The sequence below is a fragment of the Streptomyces sp. NPDC020958 genome (assembly GCF_055562175.1).
Genome location: NZ_JBVHFU010000022.1, coordinates 56,069 through 68,368, shown reverse-complemented (window position 1 = coordinate 68,368; position 12,300 = coordinate 56,069). Strand labels below are relative to the sequence as shown.

Genomic DNA, 12,300 nt, shown 5'->3' with positions numbered 1-12,300 from the left:
GGTACGGCGGGCGTCGGCGCACGTCCCGGCGGATGCGCGGGAGGGGGCCGACGCCTTCAGCGGCTGGTCCGGGGTCCCGCGGGTCACCCCCAGGGAAGGGTGAGGAACCCCTCCGCGCGGGCGCTCGCCAGGCCGATCCTCGGGATGTCGCTGCTCCTCGCGAAGAGGAGGTAGCGGGGCTCCCACACCGGGCGGTACTTGGCGTTCGCGCGGTACAGGGACTCGATCTGCCACCACCGGGAGAAGAAGGTGAGGGTCGCGTGCCACAGGCGCAGCACCGGGCCCGCGCCGAGGCGGGAGCCGCGTTCGAAGACCGAGCGGAACATCGCGAAGTTCAGCGAGACCCGGTCGACCTTCAGCTCGGACGCGCGCAGGAGCAGCTCGACCACCATGAACTCCATCAGGCCGTTCTCGGAGTCGCGGTCGCGGCGCATCAGGTCGAGGGAGAGGCCGTGCTCGCCCCAGGGCACGAAGCTGAGGAGGGCGCGGGGGGTGTCGTCGGCGTCCCGGCACTCCAGCATCACGCAACGGCCGTCCGCCGGGTCGCCGAGACGCCCGAGGGCCATCGAGAAGCCGCGTTCGGTGGCGCCGTCGCGCCAGTGGTCGGCCCGGTCGATGAGCAGCGCCAGCTCGTCCGCGGGGATGTCCTCGTGGCGGCGGATACGGACCGTGTAGCCGGCCCGGCGGACCCGGTTGTGGGCCTGCCGGACGACCCGCATCGCGCGGCCTTCGAGCGTGAAGTCGGCGATGTCGACGATCGCCTCGTCACCCAGTTCGAGGGCGTCCAGGCCGTGCCGGGCGTAGACGGTGCCCGCCTCCTCGCTCGCGCCCATGACGGCGGGCGTCCACGCGTGCCGGCGGGCCTCCGTCAGCCACGCGTCGATCGCGCCCGGCCAGGCCTCCGGGTCGCCGATCGGGTCGCCGGAGGCGAGGCTGACGCCGCCGACGACGCGGTAGGTCACCGCGGCCTTGCCGGTCGGGGAGAAGATCGCCGCCTTGTCGCGGCGCAGCGCGAAGTAGCCGAGGGAGTCACGGGCACCCTGCTTGTCCAGCAGGGCGCGCAGCCGCTCCTCGTCCTCCGCGCTGAGCAGCCGGCGCCCGCGCGGCGAGCGGAAGCCGGCGTACAGGACCAGGCAGAAGGCGGCCGCGAGCAGGATGTTGATGATGATGTCGGTCCAGCGGGGGGCGTGGACCGCCGTCACGTGGTCGGCGAGCGGGCCGACGCTGACGCCCCGCAGCAGGGTGTAGGCGATCTCGTCGGGCAGCGTGGCGCCGGGGAGGTTGTTCGTCGCGTGCACGAGGAGGGTGCCCAGGCCGCCGGTGACCAGGACGCCGCCCGCGGCCACCGCCGCGGCCGTCTTCGGGTTCGACGGGTCGCCGACCGCGATGAACTCCCGGCGGCCGATCAGCAGCGCGGCCACGAAGAGGCCGGTGACGGCGGCGGAGACCCAGTTGAAGACGTGGGCGCGGTACTCGTGCTGGGTGAGCGCGAGGACGTAGAGCGCGAAGAGGGGGGTGGACAGCACGAGGTTGACCACCCAGGCCGCGCGCTTGCGGCGGCGCATCACCAGGACGAAGAAGATGGCGAGGGCGGCGGAGACCAGGCCCGCGGTCGCCAGGTACGGCGTGAAGAACTGCCCGGAGTGGTGCGCGTGCTGCCGGTGCAGGTGCAGGGTGATGCGGCCGTTGTTGTGCTCGTCGACCTCCTGGCGGAACGGCAGCGACAGCACCGCCGCTATGTTCAGCACGGCGATCACGCGCAGGTACCAGACCGTGAAGTCGGCGGCTCGTCTGCTCAGTGTGCCGCCGGGCTCGGTGGCGGGGGCACGGCGGGCGGCGGACGCGCGCTCGGGGATCAGTGCCGACAACTCTGGGGGCATGGTGACCGATCGCCTTGGGGACGGGGAACGGGATGACGGAGGGCTGACCCTACATTCTGTAGGTTAGCTGTGGGAGACAGGGGAACGATCCGCGTCGGTAGGGAAAACGGTGTGAAACGACGGAGTGCCCCTTACCGGGGCTCGCGTTCCGCCCGCCGCCGGGCCGCCAGCATCCACGCCAGGTTGCCGAGGGCCGCCCCGGCCGCCACCGCAGCCACGATCACCCCGCCCGTCGCCAGCCCGTCGCTGAACAGGTGCGGGCGCCGGTCGAGGCTGTGCAGGCCGAAGCCGGACAGCTCGTACACGCCCACCGCCGCGACCAGCAGGCTCGCCACCAGCACCGCGACCGTGGGGGTGAGCGGGCGCCGCGCCTCCTGCGTGTCCGAGCCGTGCATGAGTACCCCCGATGAGCTGACGGGCCGCCGTGACCGATGGGGAACCTACAATACGTAGGGTCCGCGGCGCCTCCGGACGTGCGTATCCGCGCCGGCCCGGACATCGAGGACGTCGCCCGGCCGTCCGGCCGGTGTCCGCCGGGGCCGGCGTGCCCCGCACGGGTGATACACCGGGGTACGGCGGGGTGACGGTACGGGGGACCGGCCGGCACCGCGGCTCAGCCGAAGCGGCCCGCCACGTAGTCCGCCGTGCGCTGGTCCTGCGGGGAGTTGAAGACGGCCTCCGTGTCGCCGTGCTCGACGATGCCGCCGGGGGTGCCCTGCTCCGCCAGGAAGAACGCGCACTGCTGGGAGACGCGGGCCGCCTGCTGCATGTTGTGGGTCACGATGACGATCGTCACCTGACCGGCCAGGTCCTGGATGGTCTCCTCGACGCGACGGGTGGAGGTGGGGTCCAGGGCCGAGCAGGGTTCGTCCATGAGGAGGACCCGGGGGCGGACCGCCAGGGCCCGTGCGATGCACAGGCGCTGCTGCTGGCCGCCGGACAGCGCGCCGCCGGGCCGGCGGAGCCGGTCGCGGACCTCCTTCCACAGGCCGGCGCGGGTCAGGGACTCCTCGACCAGCACATCCCTCTCCCGGCGGTTCGCCTTGGTGCCGGTCAGCCGCAGGCCCGCCACCACGTTGTCGTAGATCGACATCGCCGGGAACGGGTTCGGCTTCTGGAAGACCATGCCGATCCTGCGGCGGGCGTCGGTCAGCCGCCAGGACGGGTCGTAGATGTCCTCGCCCTCGAAGAGCACCTCGCCGCCGAACTGCGCGGACGGGATCAGCTCGTGCATCCGGTTCAGGGTGCGCAGGAACGTCGACTTGCCGCAGCCGGACGGGCCGATCAGCGCGGTCACCTCGCCGGCGGGCATGGTCAGCGACACCTGGCTGAGCACCTGGTGCGAGCCGAACCAGGCGGAGACGGCCCGGGCTTCGAGGGTGGCGGGGGCGGGGCCGTCGACCACGGGGGCGGGCAGGACGACGGTGTCGGTCACTTCACTCACTTCACTCACCTCGGTCACAACAGGTTCGGCAGCAGTTCGGTGGTCCGCGTCGCGACCTGGAGGCCGAGCACCGCGACGACCGGGGCGAAGACGATCCAGGTCTGGTGGCGGCCCCAGCGGTGCCAGGTCCAGACGGCGGCGACCGCGGCGAGCAGCAGCGCCTGCAGCCACATCACCAGCGGCCACGGCACCCCGGAGGGCCGGGCCAGCGGCTCCTCGGAGCTGGGCAGGGTGCCGGCCCGGATCACGGCCGGCGGGGTCTGGAACGGCGCGGAGACCAGGTCCGCGTCGACGCGCAGGACACCCGAGGGCATGAACCTCGGGCCCGTCGCGGTGATGAGGACGATCCGGCTCTTCCCGGCGGCGAGCGCCGTCGGCGCCGGGTCCCCGGCCCGCCGTACGTCGATGACCTGGAACTTCGCCCTGCCCTGGCCGGTGGTGACGGTGACCGGGTCACCGGGGGCGAGCCGGGAGAGCCCGCCGAACGGGCCGCCGTAGGCCGCCGCCCGTCCCATCAGCACGCTGGTGCCGGCCTGGCCGGGCATCGGGGTGTCCCGGCGGTGACCTGGGCCGTCGGTCGTGACGGACGAGTCGGTGCCCTCCAGGACGACCTGGCTCAGGCCCAGCTTCGGTATCTCGACGAGCGCGACCGGCGTGCCCGGCGCCAGCAGCTTGCCGTCCTGGCCGGTCTGCGCCACCGGCGCGGTACCGAGGGCGAGTTGCTCGCGCAGCCGGTCGAAGGCGGCGTGCTGCGCGGAGTGTTCCTGGGCGCCGCTGAACACCAGCAGCTGGGCGGTGACGCCGAGCAGCAGGGCCGCGAGGCTGAGCAGTCCGCCGCGCGAGAGGTGGCGGACGTGGGTGAGGCCGGCGACGGGCCTGCGGGGCACGGCCGGAGCCAGAGCTTTCGGTGTCGGTACGGCGACCGTCACGGCGGCCCGCCTCCTTCGGGGAATGAGCGAGGGGCCGCCGGGAGCCGTACGAGGCTCCCGGCGGGCCCGTCGACCGGTCAGGTGGACTTGATGGTGAAGTTGGCGCCGGACTTCGAGTTCACGGTCGAGGAACCGGCGTAGAAGGCGTGCAGGGTGTGCTTGCCCTTGGCCAGCTTCGGCAGCGTGACGGTGACCTTGCCGCCGCTCAGGGTGCCGGTCGCGACGACCTTGGAGCCCTCGTAGATCCGGACGGTGCCGGTCGGGGTGGTGCCGGTGGCGGTGACCTTGACGGTGACCTTGGCCTTGGCGGTGTGGCTCACCGAGGTCGGGGCGGAGGCGGCGACCGACGCCGTGGCCTTGGTGATCTTCAGGGAGACGGTCGTGGCCGACGCGTTCAGGCCGGCGCTGCCCGCGTAGGACACCGTCAGCGCGTGCGTGGCGACCTTGAGGTGGTTCGACAGGCCGACGGTGACCTTGCCGGACGCGTCCAGGGTGCCGGTGCCGAGGGTGGTGGAGCCCTCCTTCACCGTGACCTTGCCGGTCGGCTTCACGCCGTGCGAGCCGGCGACGGTGACGGCGACCTTCGGGGTCTTGCCGTACGCGGTGGTGGCGGCGGTGGCGGTCGTGGTGCTGGTGTACTTGACCGCGACGGTCGAGGCGGCCTCCGCGCCCGTGCCGCTGAGGTTGTCGGCGGTGACGGTGGCGGTGTAGGTGCCGTTGGCCAGGCCGGTGAAGGAGTACGACGTGGTGGAGGCCGTGAGGTCCTTGGAGGCGACGACGGCGCCGTCCGCGTCCTTCAGCGCGACGCGGTAGTCGGTGACCGGCAGGGCCGGGACGATGGTGCTGGGGGTCCAGCTCAGCTTCAGGCTCGCGTCACCCGCGGTGGTCTTCAGGGTGGGCGCGGCGGGCACGCTCAGGTCGATGCCCGACCCTTCCAGGCCACCCTGCCTGACGTGCTTGTTGGCAAGGTTGATGAAGCCGTTGTAGGGCTCGTTGACGAAGCCGAAGGAGGCGATGACCTTCTCGGCGTCGTCGGAGGCCAGCGCGGCGGTGTGGCTGCCGCTGGTGACGAAGATGTCGTACAGGTCCTGGTCGAAGAAGATGCTGGTGGTGTCGACCTCTCGGGTCGGGACGACGTTGTAGACGTCGCGGCCGAAGGTGGCGTTCTCGTAGTAGTCGGTGACGGGCTTGAGCTTGCCGTTGACCGTCGTCACCGGGCTGGTGGCACCGGTGTCGCCGTCGAACTGGATCGCGGCCAGGTGACCGCCGTTCGCCACGGAGGTCTTGGTGTAGTCCGGGGAGACGCCGTTGTTCTGGGCGATCCAGCTGCCGACCGAGAACGGGACGAGGGCGCCGTCCTCGGTGAGCGCGGCGTTGCCCTGGTTCTCCTGGACGATCTGGACGCTCGAGGTGAGCTGGTCGTCCTTCAGGCCGATCGCGTTGAGGAAGAAGTTGCGGGTGCCCGAGTTCAGCTGCGGGAGCTTCGGGTGCACGGTCTGGCCGTTCACCGTGGTCAGCCGGCCGTTGTAGATGTCGTGCAGCTGCTTCACCGTCAGCGTGTCCAGCCCCGACCCGCGCACCGCCACGCCGATGGCGTCCCGCGCCATGGGGATGAAGGTGAGCGCGGTGCCCGAGCCGGAGGGGGCGCCGGAGGAGCGGCCGAAGTCGACCTGGTTCTTGATGGCGACGCCGGTGCCGTCCGGCCACTGCTCGCCGGTCAGCGACTTGGTCAGGGCCTTGCGGCCGGCGCCGGAGCCGTTCGGGCGCGCGAAGGAGGGGCCGCCCGTGCGGGTGGTGATCTTCGACGCCGTGGAGCCGGTGCCGGGCTCGATCGCGTCGTAGGAGGCGATGCGGGCACCGGAGGACGCCTTCACGGCGGTGGAGGCGTAGCTGATGCCGTTGACGGTGTCGCCGGCGAGGGCGTTGAGGACGTCCTGGGTGGTGTCCGAGCCGACGCCGACCAGCTGGCGGAAGGCGCCGGCGTCCGGGTCCGCGACCGCCGGGGTGGCGAGGGCGAGGCCGCCGGCCACCACGGCCGCGGCGACGAACGCCGCCGAAGAGCGCAGGTTGCGCATCGAGAGTCTCCTGACGAGAGCTAGCTGGCTGGGTGTTGCCAGAGGATCTGGCAGGGTGGTACCGGCCGTCCGCCCCGACTGCCTTTCGGGGCGGACGGCCGTCTGCGGGAGCACCGGGGGGTGCTCCGGTCTGTGGGGAGCGCCGGGGCGCTCGGGGTCACGGGAGCAGTCGCCGCAGTCGCCGCGACAGCTCCGGCAGTGCGGGTACGACGGTCACGGCCCGTCCGCCGGGCAGCGGGAGGCGCAGGGGCAGCCGCAGCCGGTTCCCGCCGGCGAAGGGCGCCCCGACCCCGGCGACCGCCCCGAGCGCGGCCCCGACCGGGACGGCGTACCGCAGCGGGTTGGCCGGGTCGGCCGGGGTGTTGCCGGCCGCGGTGGTCTCCAGGGCCTTGCCGCCGTCGAACGACGCCGACGCGCTGGGCGAGGCGCTCGCGCCGCCGTTGCCTCCGGCACCCGTACCGGTGCCGCCGGTCGTGCCGCCGTCGGCCCCGGTGGCGGCGGAGGGCGGGGCACCGGCCGAGGCGCCGGTGCCGCCTCCGTCGGCCGGACCGTGGGAGGCGTCGGCGGTGGGCCCGGTGTAGTGCAGCAGCGCCTGGACCGCCTTGAGGGTGCGGGTGCGGAGCTTCTCGGACAGCGGCGCGTAACCGACCGGCAGGCGGCCCGGGTCGGCGCCGCTGACCTGCCCGGTGCCGGCCGCGTACTCCAGCAGGGCCGCGTAGTCCTTGCGGGCGGCGGACTTGATCTTGGCCGGCCGGACGGCCGCGTAGACCAGCTGGGCCAGCGGGTAGGCGTCCTTCGCCGTGGCGCCGGACGGGGTGATCTCGGCGACGTTCCTGCCTGCGGCGCTGTTCGCGGCGGCGGTCAGGGAGGCGGTGGTCGGCGCCACGAAATTCCCCGCGGCGTTGCGGAGACTGGCCGTCTGCAGGCCGTAGCGGGCCGCCGAGGCCGCGTCGGTGATCGTGATGACGAAGCGGGAACCGACCGTCTGCGGGCCGGTGCTCTTGAAGGCCGGCGGGCTGGCGAGCGAGTCCCAGCTCGACTTCCACAGGGTGTCGGCCCGCCGGGCGTGCAGGGCGCCGGCGTGCATGTCCTGGACGTACGGGTGGAAGTCGGTCATGCACTGCTTCTGCGTGGCGCCGCTGCCGGGCGGGATCGTGCACCACGGGTCGCTCTTCGGGTACTCGTCCAGGTTCGACGGGTCGAAGGCGAAGCCCGTCGGGTTCAGGTCGGCGTTGGTGCTGTAGTACGGGTTGACCCGCATCCCGTCGTCGTCGGGGACGCCGGCCAGGAACTGCCGGGCGTCCTTGTCGGCGAAGATCCACTGCCAGACGGCGCGGGCGGTGTCGGAGTGGCCGAGCGCGGTCATCAGGTCGGTGTCGGTGGACGGCGTCTCGGAGACCGAGAAGTACGCGAACTCGGGGTTGAGCGCGACGAACTCGGGGTCGCTCGCCAGCCCCGCCGGGTTGTTCCTCGCCCAGCCGTAGCCCTTGGCGGCGGCGCCGCTGATCACGGCTCCCCAGGGCGAGCTGCGGTACGACTCGGTGAGCAGCTTGGCGACCAGACGGGGGGTCAGCCTGATCGACTCGACCTTGGTGCCCGCGAGTCTGTCGATCGACTCGGGTGCGCCGGCCCTCGGTCTGCGCTCGATGGTGAAGCCGATCACGGCTCCGGAGAGGGCGACCGGCGCGTACGTCGTGGTGTCCGACGGGGCGGCCGAGCTCGCGTCGGCCCCCAGCGCGCGGGTGGTGAAGGCGAGTCCGGAGGAGCCGTCGTTGCCGAGCCGGGACCGGGCGTCGGGCTCGCCGAGCTCGGTGTAGCTGTAGACCTTGCCGGCCGCGCACAGCCGGGCCTGCCAGCTGGTCATCGCGTCGGCCACCAGCTCGCTGCCGGTGGTGGGACGTTCGTCGGCGCCGAGGGCGCAGTTGGTGCCGACGCTGTTGAAGTCCAGTCCGACGGCGATCCGGTTCGCCCAGTTGGTGGAGGAGACCGGGGAGCCCGCGTTCACCTGGCTCTTGTCCGCGTACGGCTTGCCGTCCAGGTCCAGGTGGCCCTGCGGGACGATCACCAGCCAGCACGAGCGGGGCCTGGTGACACCGTCGGTGGTGACGGGTTCGCCGCAGCCGAGGTGGGGCGCCTCGTTGGCGGTCTGCACCTCGAAGTACTCCTGCCCGGTGCCGTTGGCGCTGGTGCGGGCGAAGTCGATCTCGTTGCTGGTGTTGTAGTTGAAGAACTGGTTGTTCTGCGTGTGGGTGGTGACGGTGGTGCCGTCGACCGACTTGAAGGGCACCTCGCCCGGCGCGTTCGGGTTGGCGGCGCCGTACCGGTTGTCCTGGCCGTAGTTGGTGGGGTCGGCGCTGTAGAACACCTGGCGGGTGTCGTCGTAGGCGTTGCCGGGCCAGCTGGTGCGGTCGGTGGTCGGGGAGCCACCGTACTGGCACTGGGTGCGTGCCGGGCCCGGGTTGGACGGGACCGTGCCGTCGTCGTCGCCCCAGCACTGCATGATCTGCACGAAGTCCGTGTTGAACTGGGTGCCCGCGAAGCTGGTCGGGGTGCCGCCGGTCCAGCTGACCGTGACGGCCTGGCTGGTGAGGTTCTTGGTCTGGGAGACCGTGAACTTCATGTCCTTGAACTCGCCGCGCCCGGAGACGGTCACGGCGGAGCCGGTGGCCGCGGCGGCCGTGGGGGCGGTCTGGGCGACCGCGAGTCCGGCGAGGGCGCCGACGGTGGCGCCGGCGAGCAGGCGTATCAACGCGTTGCGTACCCGGGTGCGTCTCATCGCGAACCCCGCTCTTCCGCAGCGGGGTTGTCGCTTCCGCCGGCCCTGCTGCCGACCAGGCGGGAGACCACCGAGGGCAGCAGGAGCAGGCCGAGGACCAGGATCGCGGCCAGCAGCATCAGCGTCTGGGTGCCGGTCCAGCCGTGCGCGGTGGCCACGGCGACGGGCTGGGCGAGGGCGACGGTGCCACCGTCGCCCGTGCCGGTGCCGCCGGCGCTCGTACCGGTGCCCGTACCGCCGCCGGGGCTGAGGGTCTGGCCGGTGTCGGGGTCGACGGAGGGCTGGGCGCTCTCGCCGGTGCCTCCGGTTCCTGCGGCGCCGCCGGTCGAGGCGTCCGTGCCGCCGGCGCCGCCCGAGGTGCCGCCGGTCCCGGTCCCGGAACCGCCGCCGCTGCCCGAGCCCGACTTGGCGCCGCCGCTGCCGCTGGTGCAGGGCGCCGCGCCCTTCTTGTCGCAGGCGGCCGGGTAGGGCGCGGTCTGCGCGAGCCGGTTCTCGCCGTTGGCGGTGAAGGTCGGGTTGTTGCAGTTCTTGATGTTGATGTTCTGGGCGTGCACGCCCGGGATCCGGCGGATCTGGTCGAAACCGGCCTGCACGAGGTTGATCGGCAGCGGGGAGTAGCCCAGCTTCGGCGCCTGCTGCTGGCCCTGGCACATGAAGTAGTAGGAGAACGCGCCGAGCGTCTTGCCCTTGGCCTCGGTGAAGGTGCCCTGCACCTTCAGCGGCAGGATCATGTACGAGTAGCTGGACAGCGGGTAGTTGCGCCGGTCGCTGTCGTTGTAGACGCCGTCGAGCTGCTGGGTGAGGTAGTCCGCGGAGTTCCGGTTGGTGTTGATCCTCGCCTTGAGCAGCGAGACCGCCACGTTCTGCGGGGTGGGCTCGGTGTAGTAGCCCGCGTGGTTCAGGATCTTGGCGACCGGGTAGTGCGCGTTGAGCGCGTACGAGTAGTTGACGTACCCGATCGCGCCCTCGCCGTAGCCCTGGGCGACGTAACCCGCGACACCGAGGTCACCGGACTGCGCGATCATCCCGGAGACGGTGGGGTAGTACGACGTCTGCCCGCACGCTCCCGAGCGGCCGACCTTGGCGCAGTAGGCGTTCCACAGCGCCCGGTGCTGGTTCGCCATCCACATCGTGAACTGGGCGGTGGAGCCGGAGCCGTCGGAGCGGACCACCGGGACGATCGTGCGGTGCGGGAGTTGCAGCCCCGGGTTGTCCGCCTTGATCACCGGGTCGTCCCAGAACGTGACGGCCCCGGTGAAGATCTTCGTGACCACGTCGCCGGAGAGGCGGAGGTTGGTGACCCGCCGGCCGTTGACGGTGAGGTGGTACATGAACACCGTGCCGCCGGCCACGATCGGCATGTAGGCGTAGGAGCCGGCCGCGGGGCGTTCGGCGGCGCTGCCGTCGGTGGGGTTCGTCTGGAACGGGATGTCGGAGACGGCGAAGTCGACGGTGCCGGAGAGGAACTGGCGACGGCCGTCGGAGGAGCCGGTGCCGGCGTAGCTGATGCGCATGCCGTACTGGTTGACGGCGCGCCGCCACTCGTCGACGGCGTTCTCGGCCCAGGTGGAGCCGGCGCCGGCGATGGGGGTGTAGCTGTCGGCCGAGGCGGGGGTGGCTGTGCTGAGGACGGTGATGAGTGCGGCCAGGATGCCCAGCCGTCTCAGGGCGTTGATGACTTGGCTGGACATCAGTGCGCGTCTCCTGTAGCAGGGTCTGTGTTCCCACCCGCACCACCCGTGCGGGTTTCGTTGTCAGGTGCCGGTGGCCCCTGTGGGGCGCGGCCGCCGTCGGCGGCCGCGGGTGCGTTGTCTTCGGGGGACTGCTCGCCGTTGTCGGCCGCCGGTGCGCCGGGGCCGGGCGCTCCCCCACTCCCGGCTCCGCCCCTGGGTTCGCCGTGCTCGCCGGAGTTGTCACTGGCCCCGGTCTCGAACAGCTCCGGTCCCGGGGTGTGGAGCTCGGCGAATCTCGTCGCGTCCCGGCGGGAGGCCCGCGCCGCCCTCCGTGCCTGGCGCTTGTTCTGGTGGCCCGGGCCGCGGCCGCCGATCACGCGGGCGATCGCGAAGAGGATCAGGACCAGGGCCATCAGGACCGCCGCCGAGCCGAAACCGCGGGCGATCATGGTCGGTTCGGGGGACTTGACGAAGTTGAAGACGGCCAGCGGGAGGGAGACCATCGGGCCGTTCGTCGGGTCGGCGTTGAGCGCCGCCGTGAAGCCCGCGGTGAGCAGGACCGGGGAGGTCTCGCCGATGCCCCGGGCCGTACCGAGGATCACGGCGGTCGCGAGGCCGGAGCGGGCGGTGGGCAGGACCACGTGCCAGACCGTCCGCCAGCGCGGCGCGCCGAGCGCCTCGGACGCCTCGGTGAGCGTGCCGGGGACCAGCCGCAGCACCACGTCCGCCGCGCGGATCACGATCGGCAGCATCATCACGCTGATCGCGAAGCCCGCCGCCAGCCCCGACTTCTGCATGCCGAGGCCGAGGATCCACACCGCGTACACCATGAGACCGGCCACGATCGACGGCAGCGCGGTCATCGCCTCGACGATCGTGCGGACGAACCGGGAGAAGCGGCCCGGGATCTGGTTCAGGTACACCGCGCAGGCCAGGCCCAGCGGCACGGTGATCGCCAGCGCGATGGTGATCATGACGAGCGTGCCGAGCATGGCGTGCGCGACACCGCCGTGGCTCAGCGGGTCGAGGGGGCCCGCCGCCTGCATGTCCTGGGTGAAGAAGTTGCCGTGCGGCAGGGCCTCGCGGCCGCGCCACGCGGTGAAGCCGACGACCAGCGCGAGCGCGCAGAACATCAGCCCGCCCGCCGTCCACAGCACGACGGTCATCACCCGGTCCCGGACCGCCTGGCCGTCCTCCTCAAGGCCGGTCAGTACCGCGTGGACAGCGAGGAAGGACAGGTAGGCGGTGACGAGGAAGCCCAGCGCGCCGGAGAACGGCGCGAGTTCGCCGAAGAGCAGGACGGCGACGCACAGCCCGGAGGCGGCGGCGCCGAGCAGGGACAGCACACCGGAGCGGGTCGGCCCGCCGATCCGGCGCGGGACGTCGGGAAGCGGGGCGGGTACGGCGGGCGTGGCGGGCGCGGTGTCCGCGGCGGTGTCCGGGTGAGTGGCCCCGGCGGCCTTCCCGGTGGCGCTCCGCGGGGCGTCCTGGGGAGCGCCCTTCTCAAGGTCTGCGACGGTCAT

Annotated in this window: 8 protein-coding genes; all 8 read right to left on the bottom strand. The window is 72.4% G+C overall.

The window, feature by feature from the left end:
• Positions 1–83: 83 nt before the first annotated feature.
• Positions 84–1,880, bottom strand: a complete 1,797-nt coding sequence (locus ACZ3KP_RS37810) for a phosphatidylglycerol lysyltransferase domain-containing protein (RefSeq protein ID WP_467505302.1) — start codon at positions 1,878–1,880, stop codon at positions 84–86.
• Positions 1,881–2,011: 131 nt separating this feature from the next.
• Entirely contained in the window at positions 2,012–2,275 is a 264-nt protein-coding gene (locus ACZ3KP_RS37805) for a hypothetical protein (protein ID WP_467505300.1), read from the bottom strand.
• A 218-nt stretch (positions 2,276–2,493) separates the two neighbouring features.
• Positions 2,494–3,285, bottom strand: coding sequence for a phosphate ABC transporter ATP-binding protein PstB (gene pstB / locus ACZ3KP_RS37800; protein ID WP_467505391.1), 792 nt, complete (start codon positions 3,283–3,285; stop codon positions 2,494–2,496).
• Positions 3,286–3,338: 53 nt separating this feature from the next.
• On the bottom strand, positions 3,339–4,253 hold the full coding sequence (locus ACZ3KP_RS37795) for a sortase (RefSeq protein WP_467505298.1): 915 nt from the start codon (positions 4,251–4,253) through the stop codon (positions 3,339–3,341).
• A 77-nt stretch (positions 4,254–4,330) separates the two neighbouring features.
• Positions 4,331–6,328 (bottom strand): Ig-like domain repeat protein, encoded by a 1,998-nt coding sequence (locus ACZ3KP_RS37790; protein ID WP_467505297.1) that lies wholly within the window; start codon positions 6,326–6,328, stop codon positions 4,331–4,333.
• A 157-nt stretch (positions 6,329–6,485) separates the two neighbouring features.
• The gene (locus tag ACZ3KP_RS37785; RefSeq protein ID WP_467505295.1) at positions 6,486–9,104 is read right to left on the bottom strand and encodes a hypothetical protein; all 2,619 of its coding nucleotides are present in this window, start codon (positions 9,102–9,104) and stop codon (positions 6,486–6,488) included.
• Positions 9,101–10,795, bottom strand: coding sequence for a substrate-binding domain-containing protein (locus ACZ3KP_RS37780; protein WP_467505293.1), 1,695 nt, complete (start codon positions 10,793–10,795; stop codon positions 9,101–9,103). Before ACZ3KP_RS37780 ends, ACZ3KP_RS37785 begins: the two co-directional genes overlap by 4 nt.
• A complete protein-coding gene (pstA, locus tag ACZ3KP_RS37775) occupies positions 10,795–12,300 on the bottom strand; it encodes a phosphate ABC transporter permease PstA (RefSeq protein WP_467505291.1) in 1,506 nt (501 codons plus the stop codon). The genes ACZ3KP_RS37780 and pstA overlap by 1 nt, the downstream gene beginning before the upstream one ends.

What these genes read in the sequence shown, in the direction of transcription:
- ACZ3KP_RS37810 (WP_467505302.1), bottom strand. Translation starts at nt 1,880, where the DNA reads ATGCCCCCAGAGTTGTCGGCACTGATCCCCGAGCGCGCGTCCGCCGCC.
- ACZ3KP_RS37805 (WP_467505300.1), bottom strand. Translation starts at nt 2,275, where the DNA reads ATGCACGGCTCGGACACGCAGGAGGCGCGGCGCCCGCTCACCCCCACG.
- ACZ3KP_RS37790 (WP_467505297.1), bottom strand. Translation starts at nt 6,328, where the DNA reads ATGCGCAACCTGCGCTCTTCGGCGGCGTTCGTCGCCGCGGCCGTGGTG.
- ACZ3KP_RS37785 (WP_467505295.1), bottom strand. Translation starts at nt 9,104, where the DNA reads ATGAGACGCACCCGGGTACGCAACGCGTTGATACGCCTGCTCGCCGGC.
- ACZ3KP_RS37780 (WP_467505293.1), bottom strand. Translation starts at nt 10,795, where the DNA reads ATGTCCAGCCAAGTCATCAACGCCCTGAGACGGCTGGGCATCCTGGCC.
- pstA (WP_467505291.1), bottom strand. Translation starts at nt 12,300, where the DNA reads ATGACCGTCGCAGACCTTGAGAAGGGCGCTCCCCAGGACGCCCCGCGG.